At 56.6% G+C, this 23,403-nt stretch carries 17 protein-coding genes; 16 read left to right on the top strand and 1 reads right to left on the bottom strand.

The features are described 5' to 3' along the window. The first annotated feature begins 67 nt into the window (after window positions 1-67). The 16 genes from ACMVY4_RS02550 to ACMVY4_RS02475 all read left to right on the top strand — a co-directional run bounded on the left by ACMVY4_RS02550 (window position 68) and on the right by ACMVY4_RS02475 (window position 17,645). A complete protein-coding gene (locus ACMVY4_RS02550) occupies window positions 68-1,102 on the top strand; it encodes an N-acetylneuraminate synthase family protein (RefSeq protein ID WP_416898630.1) in 1,035 nt (344 codons plus the stop codon). A gap of 5 nt (window positions 1,103-1,107) precedes the next feature. After that, window positions 1,108-2,259: a UDP-N-acetylglucosamine 2-epimerase gene (gene neuC, locus ACMVY4_RS02545; protein ID WP_416898629.1), complete on the top strand. Its 1,152-nt coding sequence runs from the start codon at window positions 1,108-1,110 to the stop codon at window positions 2,257-2,259. A gap of 39 nt (window positions 2,260-2,298) precedes the next feature. Then, a complete protein-coding gene (locus tag ACMVY4_RS02540; protein WP_416898628.1) occupies window positions 2,299-3,012 on the top strand; it encodes a cytidylyltransferase domain-containing protein in 714 nt (237 codons plus the stop codon). 3 nt (window positions 3,013-3,015) lie between these two features. Continuing rightward, a complete protein-coding gene (locus ACMVY4_RS02535; protein WP_416898627.1) occupies window positions 3,016-3,765 on the top strand; it encodes an AAC(3) family N-acetyltransferase in 750 nt (249 codons plus the stop codon). A gap of 20 nt (window positions 3,766-3,785) precedes the next feature. Next, window positions 3,786-4,556, top strand: coding sequence for a glucose-1-phosphate cytidylyltransferase (rfbF, locus tag ACMVY4_RS02530; RefSeq protein WP_416898626.1), 771 nt, complete (start codon window positions 3,786-3,788; stop codon window positions 4,554-4,556). Beyond that, window positions 4,541-5,659, top strand: coding sequence for a CDP-glucose 4,6-dehydratase (rfbG, locus tag ACMVY4_RS02525; protein ID WP_416900242.1), 1,119 nt, complete (start codon window positions 4,541-4,543; stop codon window positions 5,657-5,659). Before rfbF ends, rfbG begins: the two co-directional genes overlap by 16 nt. Further along, entirely contained in the window at window positions 5,656-6,192 is a 537-nt protein-coding gene (gene rfbC / locus ACMVY4_RS02520; RefSeq protein ID WP_416898625.1) for a dTDP-4-dehydrorhamnose 3,5-epimerase, read from the top strand. The genes rfbG and rfbC overlap by 4 nt, the downstream gene beginning before the upstream one ends. After that, entirely contained in the window at window positions 6,189-7,148 is a 960-nt protein-coding gene (locus ACMVY4_RS02515; RefSeq protein ID WP_416898624.1) for an NAD-dependent epimerase/dehydratase family protein, read from the top strand. The genes rfbC and ACMVY4_RS02515 overlap by 4 nt, the downstream gene beginning before the upstream one ends. Continuing rightward, window positions 7,141-7,884, top strand: coding sequence for a cephalosporin hydroxylase family protein (locus tag ACMVY4_RS02510; protein WP_416898623.1), 744 nt, complete (start codon window positions 7,141-7,143; stop codon window positions 7,882-7,884). The genes ACMVY4_RS02515 and ACMVY4_RS02510 overlap by 8 nt, the downstream gene beginning before the upstream one ends. A gap of 4 nt (window positions 7,885-7,888) precedes the next feature. Then, on the top strand, window positions 7,889-8,380 hold the full coding sequence (locus tag ACMVY4_RS02505; RefSeq protein ID WP_416898622.1) for an acyltransferase: 492 nt from the start codon (window positions 7,889-7,891) through the stop codon (window positions 8,378-8,380). Next, window positions 8,373-9,716, top strand: a complete 1,344-nt coding sequence (locus tag ACMVY4_RS02500; protein WP_416898621.1) for a hypothetical protein — start codon at window positions 8,373-8,375, stop codon at window positions 9,714-9,716. The genes ACMVY4_RS02505 and ACMVY4_RS02500 overlap by 8 nt, the downstream gene beginning before the upstream one ends. Before the next feature lie 73 nt (window positions 9,717-9,789). Next, complete coding sequence (locus tag ACMVY4_RS02495; RefSeq protein ID WP_416898620.1) at window positions 9,790-10,671, top strand: glycosyltransferase family 2 protein; 882 nt, start codon at window positions 9,790-9,792, stop codon at window positions 10,669-10,671. Window positions 10,672-11,184: 513 nt separating this feature from the next. Next, window positions 11,185-12,225, top strand: a complete 1,041-nt coding sequence (locus tag ACMVY4_RS02490; protein ID WP_416898619.1) for an EpsG family protein — start codon at window positions 11,185-11,187, stop codon at window positions 12,223-12,225. Window positions 12,226-13,031: 806 nt separating this feature from the next. Continuing rightward, a complete protein-coding gene (locus ACMVY4_RS02485) occupies window positions 13,032-14,774 on the top strand; it encodes a carbamoyltransferase C-terminal domain-containing protein (protein ID WP_416898618.1) in 1,743 nt (580 codons plus the stop codon). A gap of 578 nt (window positions 14,775-15,352) precedes the next feature. Beyond that, a complete protein-coding gene (gene wecB, locus ACMVY4_RS02480; protein WP_416898617.1) occupies window positions 15,353-16,447 on the top strand; it encodes a non-hydrolyzing UDP-N-acetylglucosamine 2-epimerase in 1,095 nt (364 codons plus the stop codon). Window positions 16,448-16,574: 127 nt separating this feature from the next. Beyond that, complete coding sequence (locus ACMVY4_RS02475) at window positions 16,575-17,645, top strand: hypothetical protein (RefSeq protein WP_416898616.1); 1,071 nt, start codon at window positions 16,575-16,577, stop codon at window positions 17,643-17,645. A 135-nt stretch (window positions 17,646-17,780) separates the two neighbouring features. Here ACMVY4_RS02475 and ACMVY4_RS02470 read toward each other — a convergent pair whose 3' ends face one another. Beyond that, window positions 17,781-23,378, bottom strand: a complete 5,598-nt coding sequence (locus ACMVY4_RS02470) for an Ig-like domain-containing protein (protein WP_416898615.1) — start codon at window positions 23,376-23,378, stop codon at window positions 17,781-17,783. Window positions 23,379-23,403: the final 25 nt, after the last annotated feature.

The raw sequence follows: 23,403 nt of genomic DNA, 5'->3' as shown, positions 1-23,403 counted from the left end.
TCTTATTATTCAGGATTAAGCGATCCGGGGGGCGCACATTTGTTTCGAGAACAAGAAGGCGCAGAGTATGACGTTTATTGAGAAGCTTACGGATCCGGCGCGCCCCGTTATCGTTGGCGAAGTCTCCCAGAACCACGATGGTTCCCTGGGCATGGCCCATGCCTATGTCGATGCGCTCGCGGATGTCGGCGCGGATGCGATCAAGTTCCAGACGCATATCGCCAATGAAGAGTTGACGCTGGACGATCAGTTCCGCGTGAAGTTTTCCTACCAGGACAGTACGCGCTACGACTATTGGCGGCGCATGGAGTTTACGGAAGAGCAGTGGCTTGAGCTGAAGCGCCATGCGGATGAACGCGGCATCGGCTTTCTCAGCACGCCGTTTTCCGTCGCCGCGGTCGAATTGCTGTCCAGGATTGGCGTTGATGCCTGGAAGATCGGTTCGGGTGATACGCTGTTTCGGGAAATGTCAGATGCCATTCTCGCCACCGGAAAACCGTTGATAGTCAGCAGCGGGATGAGCGACTGGCAGGAACTTGATGGTGTGGTCTCGCGCGTGCACGAGGCGGGCACGTCGTTGTCGCTGCTGCAGTGCACGACGCAGTATCCAACACGGCTCGAGGATGTCGGCCTGAACAATCTTGAGCTGATGAAGGAGCGCTATGGAGTTCGGGTTGGCCTGTCGGACCATTCGGGATCAACGTCACCGTCGATGGTCGCCATTGCCCGCGGGTTCCCCTTGATCGAGGTTCACGTGACATTCGACCGGCGGATGTTCGGTCCAGACGTGCCGGCGTCACTGACTGTGGATGAGATCGGTACCCTGGCCCGGTTCGCATCGGATGTCGCGCTCATGGACGCTTCACCGGTCGACAAGGACGAAATGGCAGCACGCCTGGGTAATCTCAAGGCCCTCTTCAATCGTAGCGTCGCGCCGTCGCGCGATCTCCCGGCCGGCCATGTTCTGGCAGAATCTGACCTCGTCGCAAAGAAGCCCGGCGGGGGCATCTCATGGGCCGAGCACGGCCAGTTCGTCGGCTCAAGATTGCGCCGTGAGGTTTCCCGGAATCGTCTCCTCAAACTGGAAGACCTCGAACAGTGAGAAAAGTGTGCGTCGTCGTTCACAGCCGCGCGAACTATGGCCGGATCAAGACGGTCATGCGGGCAATTCGGGACCATGAGGAACTCGAGCTTGTTCTCCTCGTCGGATCTTCCGCGCTGCTGTATCGTTTCGGCTCGGTTATCGACGTCATTCGGGGGGACGGTTTCGAGGAAACGGCCGTCGTGCATTCGATCCTCGAGGGCGAGACGCCGACAACCATGGCCAAATCGACGGGTCTCGCGATCATCGAGCTGGCTACGCATTTTGAGAACCTGAAACCCGATGTGGTTCTGACGGTTGCCGACCGATTCGAGACTCTGGCGACGGCGGTTGCGGCAAGTTACATGAACATTCCGCTGGCTCACACCCAGGGGGGCGAGGTGACAGGCTCGATCGACGAGTCAGTTCGTCACGCCATCACAAAACTTGCCCATGTTCATTTTCCCGCAACGACACGTGCGAAAGACTTTCTGATCCGGATGGGCGAGGAGCCTGAAGCCGTGTTCCTTACGGGATGTCCCGCGATCGATCTCCTTGCCGAATCCGATCTGACCCTGCCGGCCGATCTTTTCGAGCGTTACAAGGGGGTCGGTGACCACCTGACTACCGATCGTGACTATATTCTCGTGCTGCAACATCCGGTCACAACGGAATTCGGCAGTGGCCTGCAACAGATCCGTGAGACGCTCAACGCCGTCCATGAATTTGCGAAGGAGGGAATGCAGGTCGTCTGGCTCTGGCCTAATGTCGACGCGGGATCCGATGATGTCGCAAAAGGCATCCGCTCTTTTCGGGAGCACAATGCGACAGAGAACATGCACTTTTACCGGAACTTCGGCCCCGAGGACTATGCGCGCCTGCTTGCCAACGCGCGTTGCATCATAGGCAACTCCTCCTCGGGGCTTCGGGAGGGGGCCTTTCTGGGTACGCCCTGCGTTAACATCGGAACGCGCCAGTCGGGACGGGAACGCGCCGAGAATGTCATCGATGTACCCTATCGCGCTGCGCAGATCGCGGAGGCGATCCGGACACAGCTGGCGCATGGCCGGTATCGTCAATCCAAGCTCTGTGGTGACGGCACCGCCGGCATCCAGATCGCCAATATCCTGGCGACGTTCCAGTTCAAGTTGCAGAAGCAACTCTCCTACGTGTCGTGATCCGCTGTCATAGATCAAGGCAATGAAGCGGCGCGGGATATGCCGAATCTCTGTGTGATACCGGTGCGCGGCGGAAGCAAGGGCCTGCCGCGCAAGAATGCGGCGGAACTGGTCGATGGCATGTCCCTGCTGGAGTGGACGGTCCGTCAGGCCCAGGCCAGCTGTCTCGCAGATACGACCGTCGTCTCGACCGAGGACGATGTGCTTATGCAAATCGCCTCGGCCTGTGGGGCTCGCGTTGTGCCGCGGCCCGCGCACCTGGCCAGCGACGAGAGTACGACGGGTAGTGTCGTCGAGGATCTCCTCGACAGGATTGATGCTCTTTCGAAATACTACACCGCCATCACGATATTGCAGGTCACCTCTCCCTTGCGGTGCGTTGAAGACATTAATGGTGCCGTAGAGCTTTTTGAAACCGGATCATACGATTCCGTGGTAAGCGCCTGTGAATATGCCGGCGTTCACCCGGCGAAGCTCTATTTCCTGACGGAAGAGGGGGCGCAATCGGCTGCGCCGGACTACGAGGCGCGCCGGCGACAGGAGCTTCCTCCGGTTTATCGGCGCAATGGGGCAATTTTCATGGTGACGCGACGATACTTTGAAGACACCGGCCGTCTTTGGGGCGGACGAACGGGGCTTTTGCAGATGCCCGCGTCTCGATCACTCGATATCGATACGATGGAAGACCTCGAAGCCGCGCGTCGTCACCTGCGCGCGCATCCGCGCAACCACGCAAAGATGCCGGACCTGTAGGACATGACAACAATCAGCCATCAGGCGACCCTATCCGCGTTCAAGGAGGCTCTGGAGCCCGGCGACGACGTATTTGTGCACGCATCGCTTGGAAGGATTGGCCACTTCGAGGCCGGTCCCGATGGTGTTATTGAGGCGTTGTGCAGTGCTGTAGGGGCTTCCGGAACCGTGATCATGATGACGGACACGCGTTCATTCGCCGAAACCGGGCGCTTCTCGATGGCGCAGCCAAGCGAAACAGGCCTCCTGACCGAGCGTTTCAGGTTGACGCCAGGGGTGAAGCGTTCCTGTGTCCCGATGGTGTCCTATTGCGCCAAGGGCCCCAAGGCCGAATTCTATACCGAACCCTACAACAGCCACCTCGATGAGACGGCGACGCTTACGCGTCTGCTTGCCGAGGACGGGAAGATCATGTTGCTCGGGATCGGCTATGGCAAATGCACCCTCTATCACCTCGCCGAAGAACGACATTGCTCCCCGACAAATTTTTACAAGGAATTCCGCGGCGTACTTGCAGAGGAGGGAAAGCCGGAACGGCCGATCTCGCAACGATACTTTGTACGCAAGGATTTGAATACTCGAAAAGACCCCTCTGTGGCGGGCAGAATGCTGGAAGAAAGAGCGTTGGCGACAGTCTTGCCGTTGGGAAACGATGCTGTTCGCGTGTTCCGTGCGCGCGACTTTGACGCCTGTTGCATGGAGGCGCTTAATACGGACCCGAATGCCTTTCTTGTGTCTTCAACCGCGAAGTAATTGATTCAGGGGACGCTGCAGTGAAGACAGTCATTCTTGCCGGCGGCTTGGGAACGCGGATCTCAGAAGAGACCCATCTGAAGCCCAAGCCGATGATTGAGATCGGCGGGAAGCCGATCTTGTGGCACATCATGAAATTATATTCGGTTTTTGGACTGAATGATTTCATCATCTGCTGCGGGTATCGGGGGTATATAATCAAGGAGTATTTTGCGAATTATTTTTTGCATATGTCTGATGTCACATTCGACATGACCGAGAACCATATGGAGGTGCACAACCGCAAGGCAGAGCCATGGCGGGTTACGCTCGTGGATACCGGCGAGTTGACCATGACCGGCGGCCGGCTTAAACGCGTTCGTGACTATATCGAAGATGAAGACAGCTTTTGTTTTACCTATGGGGACGGGTTGAGCGATCTGGACATTGGCGCCTTGATCCGCTTCCACCAGTCGCACGGGAAATGGGGCACCGTGACAGCGGTCAGTCCGCCGGGGCGGTATGGCGCACTCAAGCTTGATGGAATCGACGTGAAAGGTTTCGCCGAGAAGCCACGCGGGGACGGGGGAAAGATCAATGGCGGCTTTTTTGTTCTATCGCCTGATTGCCTTGATCTGATTGCCGGCGATGACATGCCCTGGGAAACGGAGCCGATGAACAAGCTCGCTGAAATGGGGCAACTGGCCGCTTTCGATCACTCTGGATTCTGGCAGCCCATGGATACCCTTCGGGAAAAAAACCTTCTGGAAAAACTTTGGAATGAAGGGCGGGCGCCCTGGAAACTCTGGTAGTGTCAGCCTTCCCTACATTTCAGCGTCCAGATCCTGAGTTCTGGCATGGAAAGAGGGTGCTGATAACGGGGCATACGGGCTTCAAAGGTGGTTGGCTGACCCTGTGGCTCGCCAGGCTCGGCGCGGAAGTGACAGGCATAGGGCTTGTCCCGAACAGCAACCCGAACCTTTTTGAACTGGCCAATATCGAGGGTTTAACCAAAGATAGCCATATCCAGGACATACGTGATGCCGCGAAGGTGCGAGGCTTGGTGGCTGAAGCACGGCCGGAGATTGTAATGCATCTCGCCGCTCAGCCGCTGGTCTTGCCGAGCTATGAGAACCCACTTTGCACCTTCATGACCAATATACAGGGTACGGCAAACCTGCTCGACGCCCTGCGGATCCCGGAACCGCCACGCCTTGCTGTCATGATCACAACGGACAAGGTCTACGAGAACCACGAAATTGGATATCCCTTTAGGGAAACTGATCGTCTGGGCGGACGGGACCCGTACAGCGCAAGCAAGGCAGCTTCCGAGATCGTTATTGCAAGTTATCGGGATAGCTTCCTTCGCGAAGAAGGCGTCACTGTCGCCTCCGCTCGCGCCGGCAATGTGATTGGCGGTGGTGATTGGTCAATGCACCGACTCATTCCAGATGCCGTCCGCGCTTGGGAAGCCGGAGAGCCCCTTTTGGTTCGCCGGCCGCAAGCAAGGCGACCGTGGCAGCACGTGCTTGAGCCGCTATGCGGTTATCTGTGCCTTGCTGAAAGACTCTGGACCGATCCGACTTTGGCCGGAGCGTTCAACTTCGGCCCCGAATCACATGACGCCGCCCCTGTCCACGAGGTGATTGACCGCTCTCGAGAGGCTTATGGCGGGGGAGAGGTCCAGTGGGGCGATAGCAAAGGCGCGCTTGAGGAGGCCGGTTGGCTTTCATTGGAAGTAAGTAAAGCGCGACAAATTCTTGGGGTCGTGCCGCGATGGGGACTGGAGACCGCTGTTTTCCGCACCATGGACTGGTACCGTCGTCTGTCCCACGGTGCTGATGCAAAGATTCTCTGCTCTGAGGATATCTTGGCCTTCGAAGCGGCCACACCCGCGGCGGGAAAATTCTCTTGATCTTCCGAACGACACCTCTTGATGGGGCGTACACGATCGAGCTGGAGCGACGGCAAGACGCGCGCGGATATTTTGCCAGAGCCTTCTGTGCGCGTGAATTCGCCGATCGCGGGCTGGAAACGGAGTTTGTTCAGGCAAATCTGAGCGTGAATGCGCAGGCCGGATTGGTCAGGGGAATGCATTTTCAGGCCGGTGACGATGCGGAGGTGAAGCTGGTGCGTTGCGTACGCGGTGCGATCTTTGATGCGATTGTCGATATCCGCGCCGGGTCCCCCACACACCTGCAGTGGTTTGGAGCGGAACTTTCAGAAGATAACGGGCTGATGATGTACGTGCCACGAGGCTTTGCCCACGGCTATCAGTCGATTGCCGAAGGAACGATGGTCCATTATATGGTGTCCGCGTTCTACGCCCCCGATGCCGAGCGTGGCCTAAGGCATGATGACCCCATGATCGGAATAGATTGGCCGCGCCCAGTCACTGATCTATCGGAAAAGGATCGGGCCTGGCCCCTTCTGGAGCGACGAGAATGAACGGGGCGGGTGTTCACGTCACCGGTGCGTCGGGCTTCATCGGAAGTGCCGTGGTGCGCAATCTCCTCGCCGCCGGAAAGCCGGTTACGGCATCCGCACGACGATCGACGGAATTGCTGACGGAAGTACTGGGAACTCGGGTCTTGCCTCTTGATATCACGGGAGACCTTCAGGCTCAGGGCGCCGCCTTCGACGGTATCGACACGCTGGTCCATTGTGCGACCCCCAATGATATCCAGTCGCGCGCCGAGGACGGCGGCATGACCCTGGCGGTGACAGGCACGTTTCGCCTGATCGAGGAGGCTGTACGCCGGGGTATTACCAAGGTGATTTACCTCTCGACGCTTCAGGTATACGGGACTGAACTTCAGGGCGCGGTGGACGAGAACACGCCGGTTCGCTGCGAAAGCCCATACGGTCTCAACCACTACCTCGGTGAGGAGGTCTGCCATTTTGCCGCGCGTCGCCACGGGATCGATGCCGTCGCGTTGCGTCCGTCGAATGTCTATGGGCTGCCTTCGGTTCCGACCGTGGAACGCTCCACGCTGGTGCCAATGTGTTTTGTCAATGACGCGCTCGCCACCGGCGCCGTTGAACTTCAATCATCCGGCCGACAGCGGCGCAATTTCATATCTACGGGCGAGGTTGCCGATGTCATTCATACACTCGTTAACGACTTCCCAAGCGGATTCAGCCGCGTCAACGCGATATCTCATTGGCACGCCAGTATCGCCGAAATAGCGCTTATGCTTGAAGAAGTGTGGCAAGAAGTTCGGGGCGAGAAGCTCGACATCCATATCCGTTCAAACACACCTCCATACGCCAACGAATTCAACGTGACCTCAAATGTTATCGCGCCGCGTCTCACGAGAGAGCAGTCGCAAGCGCGTATGCGTGACGTGCTTCGTGGTCTGATTGAAAACTTCCAATCCAAGCGAGAGGCAGAAGATGAGTGAGGATCCCATAAGGGCTTTTTTTGAGGAACGTCAGGCCGATATCGATAGAATGGGGTTGGATGATGAATTACGCCAAAAGTCGCTTGATTGGATGCTTCATGCTGATAAATATAAATACACATATAATTATACTTGGATGGGGCGGCCTATTATAAAATTTCCGAATGATATGGTCATTCAGCAAGAGTTGATGTGGGAGTTGAGGCCTGATTTGGTGATTGAAACGGGCATTGCCCACGGGGGCTCAATTATTTTCACTGCATCAATGATGCAAATGATGGGAATCGACGGTGAAGTTGTCGGTATTGATGTAGATATACGTCCGCACAACCGCGCTGAATTAGAGGCGCATCCAATGATAGAGCGGGTTACGATGTACGAGGGCAATTCTGTTGCCGAAGAGATTGTTGAAAAAGTCAAGAAACATGCCACTGGTAAGTCGTGTGTGATGGTTATTCTAGATTCTTTACACAGTCATAAGCATGTCTATCAAGAACTAATTGCCTATGCGCCAATGACAACGCGCGGAAGCTATTGCATTCTACCCGATACGTTTATTGAATTTTTCCCTAAGGGATACTATTCGAAAAGTCGACCATGGGACGTTGGTGATAATCCGCACACGGCCATGATGGAATACTTGGAGGAGACCGATATGTTCGAGATCGATAAAGCCCGTACTAGTAAAGCGATGATTACAGAAACTATTGACGGATATCTCAAGCGGGTGAAGTGATTCTATGATTAGTATCTCGAAATCAGCGCAGGTTTCGCGTCTTGCTGATATTGAAGATTCGAAATTTGGTACTTCGATCCTCATAGAGGATCGAGTTTATATCGATTCCTTTGTTCGCATTCGTCCAGTAGGTGGTCGCGGTGATGTGCGAATCGGAAAGGACAGTTTTATCAATGCCGGTACTGTGATCTTCTCGGGCAATGGGGTTGATATCGGGCAATGGGTGCTGATTGCGCCCAACTGCACATTGGCTCCGACCAACCACGCCTATGCCTCGCGCGAGAGGACCATCCGTCATCAGGGGTTTCTGCCCTCGAAAGGTGGCATTGTCATTGAGGACGACTGTTGGATCGGTGCGAACTGCACGGTTCTTGATGGATCATTGCTGCGCAAAGGTTGTGTGATCGGCGCAGGCTCCTTGGTTAGAGGCGAAGTGGAGGCCTACTCGGTCAATTCGGGCAATCCGCTGCGAAAGACCGGGATGCGCGGTGACTGAAGGCACGGTATTCGGAAGTGCGGATTCTGGCGAAATCGAAGAATTCATCGCTGCATTCAACAATTATGAGGTCCAGGCCGGCTTGTTCGACCTCCACGACTCTATGGGGTGTCCGTGGTGGGATTTGGTGCGCTACCGCGTACAATTTGCACTTTGTGTAGAGCGCGGGATTTACGGTTATCAGAGCGTTCCACCGTTGCGCAGGTCAGATCGTGCCCGAAATCTCTTTCGACAGGGCAGACGACTTCTTCGGGATATCGGTAAGATCAGCGTACTGGGTAACAGAAATGTCGGGAGCATTTTGGTTTCAACCCGTCATTCTGCCCATCTAACAGAGGTACTTTGTTCCGAAGAGAGCAGGGGGCGTGTGGCACTGGTCGTCAATCATTCGGGAGAGGTGCCTGCCCCCCATCTGGCCATCGCCAAACGAAGCGTGGATTTCTACGTCAGAGTGGCGGCTTACGGCGAACGGCTTCCGTCGGAGGTGGCCAGCGAGGCCTGTCAGTTGGCCGAGCGTCTGCGAGACCGCTTCGAGAGTGAAACTGACCTCTTTGATCTTATTGCTAGAAAGTACCGCGAACATCTCGCCGCGCGTAGGGCCTGGTCCTTTGTCCTGGATCGCGCCAGGGCGCTCGACCGCGTTATCTATATCAACGACGATACGCTCAAGACTCTCGTGTTTCTGGCACGCCGTAGGCGCATCGCGACTGAGGAACTCCAGCATGGCTACATGGGCCGATCTCACGTGGCTTTCAGCTATCCACGACTGGCAAATTTGCCTGAGACCTTGCCTGACAAGGTTATAATAAGCCGCGATACAGGTGACATCGTCTACCCGGTGGAGCAGGTCGTGATGGCGAAGACAGTTACGGTTTCAGCGAATGGCGGTCGCCGCGATATCGACGTGCTGATCGGCGCGAGTCCGACTTTGTGGAAGGAGACTGTGGGCATCGTCAGCGCGCTCGTTAAGCAGGGATTGAGCCTGGCTGTAAAACTGCATCCGGCGCAGACCGCGGATAGGTCTGGTCTTCGCCAGCAATTTTCCGTGGACGAGATCGCAATCCACGAAGGGCACGAGGATTTCTGCACCCTCGCACGTCGCGCGAGGATCTATGTACCGGCCAATCCGACATCCACCACCACCTTCGAGGCGGTGGAAAACGGCGCACGATTGATTGTGGTCGATTTTGGAGGCGTCAGGAAAACCACGATCAATGACGGCATGACTTCCGCGCGCGTCAGTTCTCTGCAGGACCTACCGGACGCGGTTTTCTCCCAGCTGACCCACGGGGCTTCGGCGACAGGCCTGCACAAGGAAGGTTGCGATGAATTCTGATTGGAGCAGAAGCGCCGATCTTCGGGGTCAGAAGGTCGTTCTGCACGAGAGGGTCGGTGATGCGAGGCCTCGCGTGACGATCGGCATGCCGACCTACCAGCGTGCCCATACCATCCGCCGGGCGCTGGCCTCAATTGCTAGGCAAAACTACCGTCAGTTCGTATTGATTGTCTCCGACAACGCCGGGGAGGATCCTGAAACGATCGGGGCAGTGCGGGACATAGCTTCAGATTTGCCGGAGGTGATCCTGGTCGCACAGGAGAAGAACCTGGGGGCGCTATCCAATCTCAATTTTCTCCTCGCTGTCGCCGAGACCGAGTATTTCATGTGGCTAGCTGACGATGACGAGATCACACAAGAGTATCTCTCAGAGTTGGTGAGGCTTCTCGACAGTGATCCCGCATCGGTAACCGCAATGGGCCAATGGCTGCACATGTCCAGTCCGAGCAATTGGAAAATCATGCCCCAACTACGCCCGGAATCGCACAACCGAATGCATCGCCTCGCCCATTTTGTTGCGGGTAGAGCTGACGACAGTGCGTTCTACGGGTTACATCGAACTGATTGCCTTCGTCGATGCCAATTCGGTGGCTACTTCCCTCCAAACAGGGGGGTCTTAACAAACTGGTGTTTTGTCTTTCTGTATGATTTGCTTCTCCAGGGTCACATTTTATATACAAAGAACGCCACCTGGATCTGCCACAATCATGGCGAAAAAAGTTACGAGCGCGCGCTCGCCCGTGGTGTCGGCGACAGATTGAAGACACTGATTAGGAGGATCAACGTATACGCGATCTTTATCGGCAAGACCGCCCAAAAGGCGCCTCTTCTGACCCCTATCATTCTAGGCGCATCACTCATCGGATTGACCCGGGATATCGCCGCCGCCGGGTGGCGGCTCTCGGGCTACGTCCTGAAACGTCATGCAAAAGTTCACCCGGGGGCAGAAGGTTAATACCCAATAAACACCTTGGATGATACCTCCACAGAGGAGTGCGATCGCCTGCCACCCTACTCGCGTAATTCCCTTGCAAGCTAACCACAAGACCGGCGAGATCACGAATACGTCGGATGAAACACGAAGGCGGAATTCGGACAATCAATCCTGTTGAAATGCCTGACCATCGACGTTCTCGATTCTCAATCATAAATGCGGAGAATGTATATATTGAGAAAATGATTTCCATTTTATTTCGCAAAAGTCGGTGAGTTTGCTAAGCGAAGTTCATAGGTGCCCAGTTCCGGAAATTCTTGCTCAACACAGAGTCCCTTGCCAAAACGATTTCGTGTTCTCGGAAAGGACTAGGATCGAGAAAAATTGGGAGTGGTTATCCATGCTAAGAGCAGGCAGTGCACAGCCAAACCAAGCAAACAACCCGCTTGACGCCTTCACGAATTTGAGAAGAATACTTCGCACTCCTCTACACCAAAGAAAAAACTGCGTCAAATACAGGAATATATTGAAGATATGATTTACTATTTTACCTATGCAGCATTACTTTCTGCGACATTAATCGGAAGGTCGTCGAAAGATTTCAGAAACGCAGCCTATTGGGCAAGTTTATTTTCCCTTTTATTATTTGTTGGATTTAGATATAATGTCGGCTGTGACTGGAGTGGCTATTTTAAAAACTATTACATTGCAGATATAACAACATATGGAGATGCACTAAGAACACTGGATCCGGGGTATTGGGCGCTCGTTGTAACGCTTCGAAGAATCGGAGCGCCGTATGAGTATCTGAATGTGGCAACTGCAACAATCTTTTTTATCGGCCTGCATGTTCTTGCCAGGCGACAACCCGATCCAATGGCCTTTCTCGCTCTCTGTTTTCCCATTCTTATTATCAACATGCCGATGTCGGGCATCCGGCAAGGGGCTGCGATCGGCTTCATGTGTCTTGCCTTCGCCGCTTTTATGGATAGAAAGCTCATTTCCTACCTGTCATGGATCATTCTCGGTTCAACCTTCCATTCAAGTATATTGGTCTTTCTTTTTCTGGCACCCTTTGTCGCCGGACGTCTTCGTAGTCTAAATATCCTTGCTGCTGTTGTAATCTCGCTACCAGGTCTGTACTTTTTGATGCAAACAGACGCGGCCGCCTTGGCGGAAGAGCGTTATATCGATTCCGATCTGGTCGCGGCCGGCGCTGCGTTCAGGCTCGCATTGTTGACTGCCAGCGGAATTTTCTTTCTTCGCTTCCTTTCGCCCGCTTGGCGGGAGGAGTTTGCCGAGGATCACAAGCTGGCGTCGATTGGCTCCTGGATGATGATCGTGACCATTGCTCTTATTTCCGTCTCCACCGTTATTGGGGACCGATTCGGCTATTACCTGATCCCGGTGCAGGCCATGATCTTTGCGCGCATCCCTTTCCTGCCTCTCGGCGAGAACCGGAGGTTTTATTCTTTACTACCTTACGCCGCCCTGACGCTCGTATTTGTCATTTGGACAATATTTTCGTGGCACTTCAATGAATGCTACGTGCCCTATCAATATAATTTTGGTTGAGGTTACGGACCTGCACTAGCCAGGAAAGATCGTTCAAGCCATAAAGCTGAATTACATTTTCGGCGGGTCGTCCGAATCCGTCTATGCAGCGTAGCTGCTCTCGGATGTGTTCCGGCGGAGGCGAGGTTGTGACACCCTGGCAACCTCACCATGACAGGGGTCGTAGAGCGGAGATTGGTACGGGAAGTTGGTGCTGGTCGACCATAAAAACACGTTGTCATCGGCCGGGGCCCGCGTTGGAACATCACAACGCGTTAGCAAGCGCCGTTGGGCGCGCCGTGCCGCCTTGTCCAACGGTTAGCCTTTTCCAAATTTGTCGCCCGCAAATCATCCGGATCAAATGGCTTGACGCAAAGGAGCACAGAGCGGAGTGGGGTTTGAAATTTTCGATGCGCATAAGCGCTGGTGTGTTATCAGATCAGAATGGCAGAGAGAAGAATCGTAAGCTCTATGTCTTCGACGGTACCGAGAATATCCTACAGAGACCTGATCGCAATAGCCGATCGACTAAGTTGAAAATCTGGGTGCGTTAACTGAGTTTTAGGGGAAATGATCGTTCTAATATTACCTCTAGAAATCGACAATCTTGCGAGTTGCTAAGGAAACAATGCGATGTATGCCGTCCTTGAGGAAAAAGCCTCACAAAACGTTGAGGTCTATATCCGCGTAGTTAAATGGTTTGTCAAGAGTAGTTCAAACAACATCAGTTTGACCCTAAGGCAATTCGATATTCGGGAGTGACATTCGGTCAGGAGTTGCGAAGTTTGATTCGCTGGTTAGAATGATACAATGTGTTGGAGAAAGCTTTGCTTATCATCGGTATAAATGAAGGCATCAACGCTTCTGTTGTAATTATGAATGGCAGCAAGCCATTATTTGCCATTCAGGAGGAGCGCATTGTTAAGGAAAAGGAATTTATTGGCTTTCCGAAAGAATCGATAAGATTTGCATTGGACTACCTAGGCTTGAATCCAGGAGATTTTCAAATTGTTTGTCTGTCTAACGAGCGGAGCCCCAATTTTAGCTATAAGGATTTTATAAGATCTTATCTTAATAAAGAAAAAACAATAGTGCAGGCGCTGGGAAGCGGCGAAATTAAGGATGCAATTCGTCGAGTATATCACTACTCTGGCTGCCTTCGGAGAATGCGCATACAATCTGCGTCAGTAGTTTCGAATAATCTCGTTGAGAGTAAGGTCAAAGAGATTGGTTTCGGCCAGGCACGCGTTGTCCGTTCACACCACCACCTCAATCACGCCGCCTCAGCTTACTTTGGATTGCGGGAGAATGATGAACCTCATTTGGTTCTCACCCTTGACGGCGGTGGTGATGGTGATTGCTCCCACGTTTATATCGGCGAGAAGGGGCGGCTAAGACGAATTGCGCGCACCGAAGGCGGTCATTCGTTGGGAAACATCTACTCTCGAATAACCTACTTGTTGGGTATGAAGCCTCATGAGCATGAATATAAACTCATGGGGATGGCACCCTATGCGGATCAGAATTATGCCCAACCGGTGGTTGACGTTCTCGGAACATATCTGGGGTTCCATCCTCGTGAGCCCATGCGTTTTCGGAGAAAGATTTCGGAATCAACGGACTATATATACGCTCGTATGGAGCGGGATTTGCGCCGTGTGCGTTTTGATTCAATTGCCGGTGGCGTTCAGATCTTCACAGAGAACATGTTGTTGGAATGGATTCGAAATTGTGTTCAATCAACCGGCATTCGCCGTATACTGTGTGCCGGCGGCGTTTTCATGAATGTCAAGGCGAATAAATTACTCTCCCAACTTGATTGCGTCGATAGCTTTGATGTTTTCCCATCCTGCGGCGATGAGACTTTGCCCTTTGGCGCGGCTTGGTTGGCTGGAAATGAAATTGAAGATGTGCCTCCGCTCGCACTTGAAACGTTGTATTTAGGCCCTGACCCAGATTGTGCTGCCGACGGGGAGCGCGTGGTAACGCGAGAGGATATCCACTGTGAGACAATATCCAATCCGGTGGAGCGGACAATTCAATTAATCAGCCAGGGCGAAATCGTGGCCAGGTGCTCTGGAAACATGGAATTCGGGGCGCGAGCATTGGGAAATCGTTCCCTGCTCGCCGATCCAATGCAGCCGAATATTATATCGACTATCAACAAGATGATTAAGAAGAGGGATTTCTGGATGCCGTTTGCGCCGATCGTTCTTGACGAAGACGCAAATAAGTATCTTTACATTCCTCATAGCCTTAAGCGAGATCGGATTTCGCCTTATATGATGCACAGTTTTGATACAACCAATGCTGCCCATGAAATGGCGGCTGCCGTGCATCCTTACGATCTCAGCGCGCGCGCTCAGATCGTGACGAGCCATAATAATGCAGAACTTCACCAAATTCTTAAAGGCTTTCGGTCAAATACTGGACGGTCTGTACTTTTAAACACATCGTTTAACCTCCATGGTCTCCCCATTGTTATGGGGGAACGAGACGCCATTTACGTGATGGAGAATTCCGACATTAAACATCTGATCGTTAATTCGAGGTATTATTTTAAAAAGTAGACGTAATTTTGTGTGATTAGATTGCGGCAATCATTGATTGCATCGTAGGGTGATAGGTTTTTGGATAAACGTTTTTGCGGCGTCTGCCGGGTAGGTGCTGTCTTCGATCTGTCGGACAAGTCTTAATGCTCGGCCGAGGATTGTGGTCGCTTGGCATCCGCAGGAAGGCCGGATGCTGCATCGCAGCGCGTGCACTTTCTAGCCGGCTTGACCCGAGGGCGGTCGCGGGGGACCGAGGGGTTCGGATTGATCCCGTCGGGTTTGTCTGGACGATCCAGGCCGGCATGTGGGGAGTGCTGGTGCCACCAGTGCGCAACGTGTGACAGGTAGCCCGGACGCCATGCCTTTTTGCTTCGTGACTATCCGGACCGGGTTGCTTGATTTCATTATTGCTTGGAAGACCTTGAAGGCGTGCGCGTCCGTCAGCGCCGCCTTGATGGCTTCGTACTAGGGCTCGATCGCAGCTCGTTGGGCAGTTCGTCGACGGCATGGTATATGGGGTTGTCGCTGTGTGTTTAGCATTCGAAATGCACTTTGACCTACTTTCTCCGCAGGCGAAAAGACGGGATTAACTTAGATTGACTGACAGTATCCGCAACAATGATTACATCCATATTGTGGGTGCCCGGCCTAATTTTATGAAAATGGCACCTGTATACCGCGCTTTGGAGGGCAGAGCAGCGCAAAGTATTGTTCATACTGGTCAACATTATGATGCGCAGATGTCGGAAAATTTTTTCCAAGTGCTCGATATTCCCGATCCGATGTTAAACCTTGCTGTAGGGGCGGGGAGCCATGCTGAACAAACCGGGCGTATCCTGATCGAGTTGGGCGCGATATTTGAGAGTTCGTCCCCTCGAGCTGTTATCGTTTATGGCGACGTTAACTCGACGTTAGCGGCAGCCTTGGCAGCCAGCAAGATCGGTATTCCAGTAATACATGTGGAATCCGGCCTGCGTTCATACGACAACACAATGCCGGAGGAGATTAATCGTATAGTCGTGGATCGGCTTTCAGCTCTGTTGTTGACTTATTCACGGGATGCTGGCGAAAATTTACGACTTGAAGGTGTATCCGAGACGAAGATCAATTTTGTGGGCAACACAATGATTGACACCCTCAGCCGGATGCTTCCCCAAGCTCGAGTACAAGATCTGTCCGGGTTGGGGATTCCGGATGGGCCGTTCGGGCTGGTGACGCTACACCGCCCATCCAACGTGGATGAAGCAAAACGTATCAGTTCGATAGCAGACGCTTTGGTTGAGACGGCTAAGCGGCTCCCCTTGGTCTTTCCCGTGCACCCCCGTACTCGTGCAAGGTTGTCGGACCTTAAGCTCACGTTGCCAGGGGTTCAGCTTTTAGAGCCACAGGGCTACACGTCTTTCATAGCACTCCAAGATCGAGCCACTGTCGTAGTGACCGACTCCGGGGGTGTTCAGGAGGAAGCCACTTGGCTGAATACTCCTTGTCTAACACTTAGACCCAACACCGAGAGGCCGGTGACTATTTCGCACGGAACCAACACGCTGCTCGGGGAAGACCCGCGTGAGATTTTGCCCCATGTTTGTGAGATATTGGACGGTCGATACAAGGAGGCGCGTGCACCCGAGGGTTGGGACGGGGAGGCTGGGCTTCGTGCTGCATCTTCCATCATCAAAAGATTTGGAGCCTGATGCACTCAGTTTGCGTCTTGTGAAGTTGGTTTAGGGCAGTGGTATGTCAGGCAATGGTGGTCCAGCGCGACCGGACAACTCTGAGAGGATTCGTTTGCGAATTGCACATCTCTCAGTCGTGCGCCGGTTGACCGATGGTCAAACAGCCCAGCTTGAAGCCGAGCGTGCGGCCGCGGGAATAATTCCAGGGGTAATTTGGTCGACTATTGCCCTGCAGGATGCCGAGCCGCACGTTCCTTTCGCCAAACGGGTCGTGCGCCCATTGCGAGGAAGCCCTTTACGGAACCTACAGGGCTGGCTGGAAATCTTGCGCCTTTCGCGGCGTTTTGACTACGTCTTGGTTCGCCAAATGCCGGTAGACATTTTCGCGCCCATATTTGCACCTTTTGTGCGAAACCGCGTTGCCGTTCATCATGCCAAGGAGGTTGAGGAACACACCCTGATTTCCGATGGACCCATCCGTCGACTGGCGGCATGGCTCGATCGCAGGCTAATGAGGGTCTCGGTGCGGAATGCGGTCGCATCGCTGGCGGTGACTTGGGATATGGCCGAATATGAACGGGACACATATGATCCTCAGCAGCCAATTTCGGTCTATCCAAACTTGGTAGGCGATGACGCCATTCGCGCCCTGCCCGACCGGCGCGATCCGGCACAAATTTCAGCGGTGTTTATGTGTACTACCTTCACTGATTGGAATGGGCTAGACAGGCTCGTAGACGCGGTTCGGAAGGACCCGGATCACGCTTCACGATTGCAAGTTCATCTCGTCGGCAGACTATCAGAAGCGCAAAAGACGGAGATTGCCGAGGACCCCCTTCTTGCCCAGGTTTTTAAGATCCACGGCTATCTGGAGCGTGACATCTATCGCGTACTTCTCGAGCAGGTTCATGTCGGCATTGGCTCACTTGCGCTCGATCGACAGAACATGGTGGAAGGCTCTAGCCTGAAGACGGCCGAGTTGTTGGGCAATGGAATTCCGGTCTATGCGACTCACCGTTATCCAACCGTGCCGGACGACTTCCCTTTTTTTCGCAACGCGCCGCATGTGGAGATCGCAGATCTGATCGATTACGCCTTGGATACTGGCCGAATTTCGCGACAAGATATCGTTGCAGCGTCCGCTCCCTACATCCGAAAGTGCAATGGAATGCTCTCGGCTGCCGACTTTCTACGCAGCTTGTCGCATCGCAATTAGCCTAGATAGTCTTCACCTCGTTTGAAGCTTGAGCCCTCGTGCGCTACTTCAGCCGCTGTGTGGTGGAGGCGCGCAGCCTCCGAACTACATCTTTGCCCGACACCTGATTGGCCTCTTGCAATATTCAGGTACTAGTCAGGCAAACAAATCTCCTGCGCCAACATCAGGAATACCGAGAAGTATAACTGATGCTCCACTATCGAAGAAAATTACACTATCAACAGTCAAGCCGTCACCATCCCGATCAATAGTTTCTATTTTCGAGAGTCTGAGGCCGCTAAGAGATAACGAGTTTATGCCTAGTTGGAAATCTGAGATGATGTCCGCACTCGTTAACCCATCCTGGTGGTCGAACCGGAACTGATCAGCGCCAAGACCACCTACTAGGTAGTCTGCTCCTCCGAATCCTTGAAGTACATCATTTCCGCTGCCCCCATAGATCCAATCGTCCCCAGCATGGGCATAGAGCGTATCGTTGCCCTCTCCGCCAAACAGAGAATCGGATGCGGAATCCGTTCCCCGGTCGTCGACGAAGTCATTCCCGTCGCCGCCGTAGAGCGCGTCAGTACCGTCGCCGCCATAAAGCAGGTCGTCGCCATTGGAGCCGTCGAGCGTATCGGCGCCCGAATCCCCGATAAGCGAATCTGCGCCCTCATAGCCACGCACAAGGTCATCGCCGTTGCCGCCATAGACAATATCGTCCCCGGCACGGGCATAGAGGGTATCGCGGCCATTGCCGCCCATCAGGGTGTCCGCGCCGAGATCCGTCCCGCGGTCGTCGACAAGATCGTCGCCGTCGCCACCGTAGAGCGCGTCACTCCCGTCACCGCCGTAAAGCCGGTCGTTGCCAACGGCCCCGTCGAGCGTATCGGCGCCTGAATCGCCGAAAAGAGCATCTGCACCCTCATAGCCACGCACCAGGTCATCGCCGTTGCCGCCATAGACAATATCGTCCCCGGCACGGGCATAGAGGGTATCGCGGCCATTGCCGCCCATCAGGGTGTCCGCGCCGAGATCCGTCCCGCGGTCGTCAACAAGATCGTCGCCGTCGCCGCCATAAAGCGCGTCGCTCCCGTCACCGCCATAAAGAGAATCGGCGCCAAGACCCCCAACAAGCGTATCGGCACCCGCATCACCTTCGAGCGTATCTTGACCCTCTCCGCCAAATAACAAGTCGGATCCGGAATCCAATCCCCGGTCGTCGATAAAGTCATTGCCGTCGCCGCCATAGAGCGCGTCGCTGCCGTTGCCGCCATAAAGCAGGTCGTCGCCATTGGCGCCGTCGAGCGTATCGGCGCCCGAATCCCCGATAAGCGAATCTGCGCCCTCATAGCCACGCACAAGGTCATCGCCGTTGCCGCCATAGACAATATCGTCCCCGGCACGGGCATAGAGGGTATCGCGGCCATTGCCGCCCATCAGGGTGTCCGCGCCGAGATCCGTCCCGCGGTCGTCGACGAAGTCATTCCCGTCGCCGCCGTAGAGCGCGTCAGTACCGTCGCCGCCATAAAGCAGGTCGTCGCCATTGGAGCCGTCGAGCGTATCGGCGCCCGAATCCCCGATAAGCGAATCTGCGCCCTCATAGCCACGCACAAGGTCATCGCCGTTGCCGCCATAGACAATATCGTCCCCGGCACGGGCATAGAGGGTATCGCGGCCATTGCCGCCCATCAGGGTGTCCGCGCCGAGATCCGTCCCGCGGTCGTCGACAAGATCGTCGCCGTCGCCACCGTAGAGCGCGTCACTCCCGTCACCGCCGTAAAGCCGGTCGTTGCCAACGGCCCCGTCGAGCGTATCGGCGCCTGAATCGCCGAAAAGAGCATCTGCACCCTCATAGCCACGCACCAGGTCATCGCCGTTGCCGCCATAGACAATATCGTCCCCGGCACGGGCATAGAGGGTATCGCGGCCATTGCCGCCCATCAGGGTGTCCGCGCCGAGATCCGTCCCGCGGTCGTCAACAAGATCGTCGCCGTCGCCGCCATAAAGCGCGTCGCTCCCGTCACCGCCATAAAGAGAATCGGCGCCAAGACCCCCAACAAGCGTATCGCTCACATGTGTTCCGAACAGCTGAAACGCCAAAAATACCCACGCGGTACCAACGATGGCCATAGTCCCGTCGCTGACGGTGTAGGTGATGGTGTCGCTGCCGTTGAAGTCGGCGTCGGGCGTGTAGGCGAGGCTGCCGTCGGCGGCGATCGAGACCGTGCCGTTGAGGGCGGAGGCCGCGGCCACCGCCAGGCCGTCGCCGTCCGGGTCGCTGTCATTGGCCAGCACGTCGATGACGACCGAACTGTCCTCCAGCACCGAGGCCGTGTCGGCTGACGCCAGCGGCGCATCGTTCACGGCCGTCACCGTGACGGAGACGGTGCCCTCGTCAGTGAATACCCCGTCGCTGACGGTGTAGGTGATGGTGTCACTGCCGTTGAAGTCGGCGTCGGGCGTGTAGGCGAGGCTGCCGTCGGCGGCGATCGAGACCGTGCCGTTGAGGGCGGAGGCCGCGGCCACCGCCAGGCCGTCGCCGTCCGGGTCGCTGTCATTGGCCAGCACGTCGATGACGACCGAACTGTCCTCCAGCACCGAGGCCGTGTCGGCTGACGCCAGCGGCGCATCGTTCACGGCCGTCACCGTGACGGAGACGGTGCCCTCGTCAGTGAATACCCCGTCGCTGACGGTGTAGGTGATGGTGTCACTGCCGTTGAAGTCGGCGTCGGGCGTGTAGGCGAGGCTGCCGTCGGCGGCGATCGAGACCGTGCCGTTGAGGGCGGAGGCCGCGGCCACCGCCAGGCCGTCGCCGTCCGGGTCGCTGTCATTGGCCAGCACGTCGATGACGACCGAACTGTCCTCCAGCACCGAGGCCGTGTCGGCTGACGCCAGCGGCGCATCGTTCACGGCCGTCACCGTGACGGAGACGGTGCCCTCGTCAGTGAATACCCCGTCGCTGACGGTGTAGGTGATGGTGTCACTGCCGTTGAAGTCGGCGTCGGGCGTGTAGGCGAGGCTGCCGTCGGCGGCGATCGAGACCGTGCCGTTGAGGGCGGAGGCCGCGGCCACCGCCAGGCCGTCGCCGTCCGGGTCGCTGTCATTGGCCAGCACGTCGATGACGACCGAACTGTCCTCCAGCACCGAGGCCGTGTCGGCTGACGCCAGCGGCGCATCGTTCACGGCCGTCACCGTGACGGAGACGGTGCCCTCGTCAGTGAATACCCCGTCGCTGACGGTGTAGGTGATGGTGTCACTGCCGTTGAAGTCGGCGTCGGGCGTGTAGGCGAGGCTGCCGTCGGCGGCGATCGAGACCGTGCCGTTGAGGGCGGAGGCCGCGGCCACCGCCAGGCCGTCGCCGTCCGGGTCGCTGTCATTGGCCAGCACGTCGATGACGACCGAACTGTCCTCCAGCACCGAGGCCGTGTCGGCTGACGCCAGCGGCGCATCGTTCACGGCCGTCACCGTGACGGAGACGGTGCCCTCGTCAGTGAATACCCCGTCGCTGACGGTGTAGGTGATGGTGTCACTGCCGTTGAAGTCGGCGTCGGGCGTGTAGGCGAGGCTGCCGTCGGCGGCGATCGAGACCGTGCCGTTGAGGGCGGAGGCCGCGGCCACCGCCAGGCCGTCGCCGTCCGGGTCGCTGTCATTGGCCAGCACGTCGATGACGACCGAACTGTCCTCCAGCACCGAGGCCGTGTCGGCTGACGCCAGCGGCGCCTGATTCTCCTCCGGTGCATTCACGAAGCTGATCGAGAGGTCGGTGAGTTCGGACGCAAAAACATCTAGGAAACTGAGGATGGCACCGTCGTCCAGAATGACTTCGAAACCCTGGGCACCGTCCACGCCGGCAAAGACGAAATCTGCTGCGCTGCGGATGGCAGCGGAGCCGTTGAGTTCCAGCGCGTCTTGGGAAACATCGAAATCTGCGATGACGTCGCTGCCGTCGCCGATCAAGATGCGGAAGGTGTCGGCGCCCGCGCCGCCGGTCAGCGTGTCGTCGCCCGCGCCGCCGTCCAGCAGGTCGTCGCCGCGCGCGCCGGTCAGGTCGTTGGCGGCCAGGTTGCCGATCAGCGTGTCATTGCCGTCGCCGCCGAAGGCGTCCTCGATCAGCGTGCCCTCGGCAACGGTGAAACTCTCGCCCGCGATCGAACCGGTCTGACCGGCATTGAGGTCGATCAGCGCGCCGGCGGTCAGCGCAGCGGCATTGATCCGGTCGATGCCGCCGGCATCGCTCAGCGTGCGGCGCGACGCGTCCTGCGCGGCGAAGACCCCGTACTCGTCGGTGTAGACGTAGTCGTCATCGGCCGTGAGCGCGTCGCCGTAGAGGCTCAGGCTCCAGGTCAGCAGCGTGCCGTCGTCTTCCTGGTAGTGATCCTCGATCGCCAGCGTCCAGACGCCGGTGCCGTCCTCGCCCCAGTGCCGGGCGCTGGTCAGCACGAAGTTGATATCGTCCTGGTCCGTGCCCCACTGGCTGCTGGCGGAGACGCCGGGGCGGTTGACCAGCGTCGAGACCGTGCCGTCGGGCGAGGTCAGGGTGATCACCAGATCGCCGATCCAGCTGTGGTCGATCAGGATATCGACCTCGACCCATTGCAGGTCGATCGGGTCGGTGATCGTGATCTGGTCGGTCACCGTGGCATTGTCGATGATGGTGAGGACAGGGGTCCTCGAGGCGGTGACGACCTGTTCGTTGGCGAAGGTCGATTGCGTCGTCCAGCTCTCGGCGAGCCGCACCGCGGCGTGGGCGTCGATCAGGCCGTAGCCGAAATCGTGACTGACGTGCAGGCCGCCGCCGTTCCAGTCGCCGGCCGCGTTGACGGCCCAGCCACTGTCCGCCGCGTCGATCTGGCGGGAGCTGTAGGCCAGGATCTCCTGGACGTCGCGATAGCCGAGGTCCGGGTTGGCCTCGAGGATCAGCGCCGTTACGCCGGAGACCATGGGCGTCGCCGCCGAGGTGCCGTTGAAGCCCGACGTGAAGTCGCCGCCGGCATAGCCGGCCGAACCGGTCCGGTCCGTCGAGATCACGCCCCCCAGGCCGCCGCCCGCCGCGACCGGGGCCGTAGTGATCAGCGCCGCGCCGGGCGTGGAGTAGAAGGTGACGTCGCCATCGTCTTCCGCCGCGGCCACGGCGATGGTGTACCGGGAGTTCTGAAAGTTGTGATAGTTGACGTCGTCGCCCGAGGTGCGGCTGTTGCCGGCGGCGAAGACCCAGACGGTGCCCAGGCCCTCGCGGCCGAACTCGACCGTGTCCTCCAGCGCATTGGCGTGCGGGCGGAAGATGCTGGACTTGAAGTTGTCCCCGAAAAATCCGCCGAAGCCCCAGCTGTTGTTGGAGACGTCGACATTGACCTGCAGCGCGATGTTCTCGGTGATCTGCTGCAGCGTGCCGTTGGCGCCGAAGCCCATGCGGAAACCGGCGATCGTGGCGTCCGGCGCGACGCCGCTGCCGCCCAGCGCATTGTCGTCGGCGGCGATGATGCCGGCCACTGCCGTGCCGTGGCGGTCGTCGCCGACGGCCATGGCGTCCGCATCGCCGTCGCGGGAATCATTGTCGATCGTGGTGTCGTAGTTGGCGATCAGATCCGGGTGGGTATGCTCCACGCCGTCGTCGATGATGCCGACGGTAACGCCTTCGCCGCGATAGTCTTCCCAGACCGGAAAGACGTTGATGTCGATCCCGGCGATCCCGCCGGTCTGGCCGGTGTTGTTGAGGTTGAACTGGCTGCCGAGCAGGGGGTCTGAAGGCAAAGCGAAACTGAGCGGAACCAGCGGT

Origin of the sequence: Minwuia sp., assembly GCF_048007105.1 — a bacterium.
Taxonomy (GTDB): domain Bacteria; phylum Pseudomonadota; class Alphaproteobacteria; order Minwuiales; family Minwuiaceae; genus Minwuia.
The sequence above is the reverse complement of the archived record's forward strand: the minus strand, read 5'-3'. Positions and strand labels throughout refer to the sequence as shown.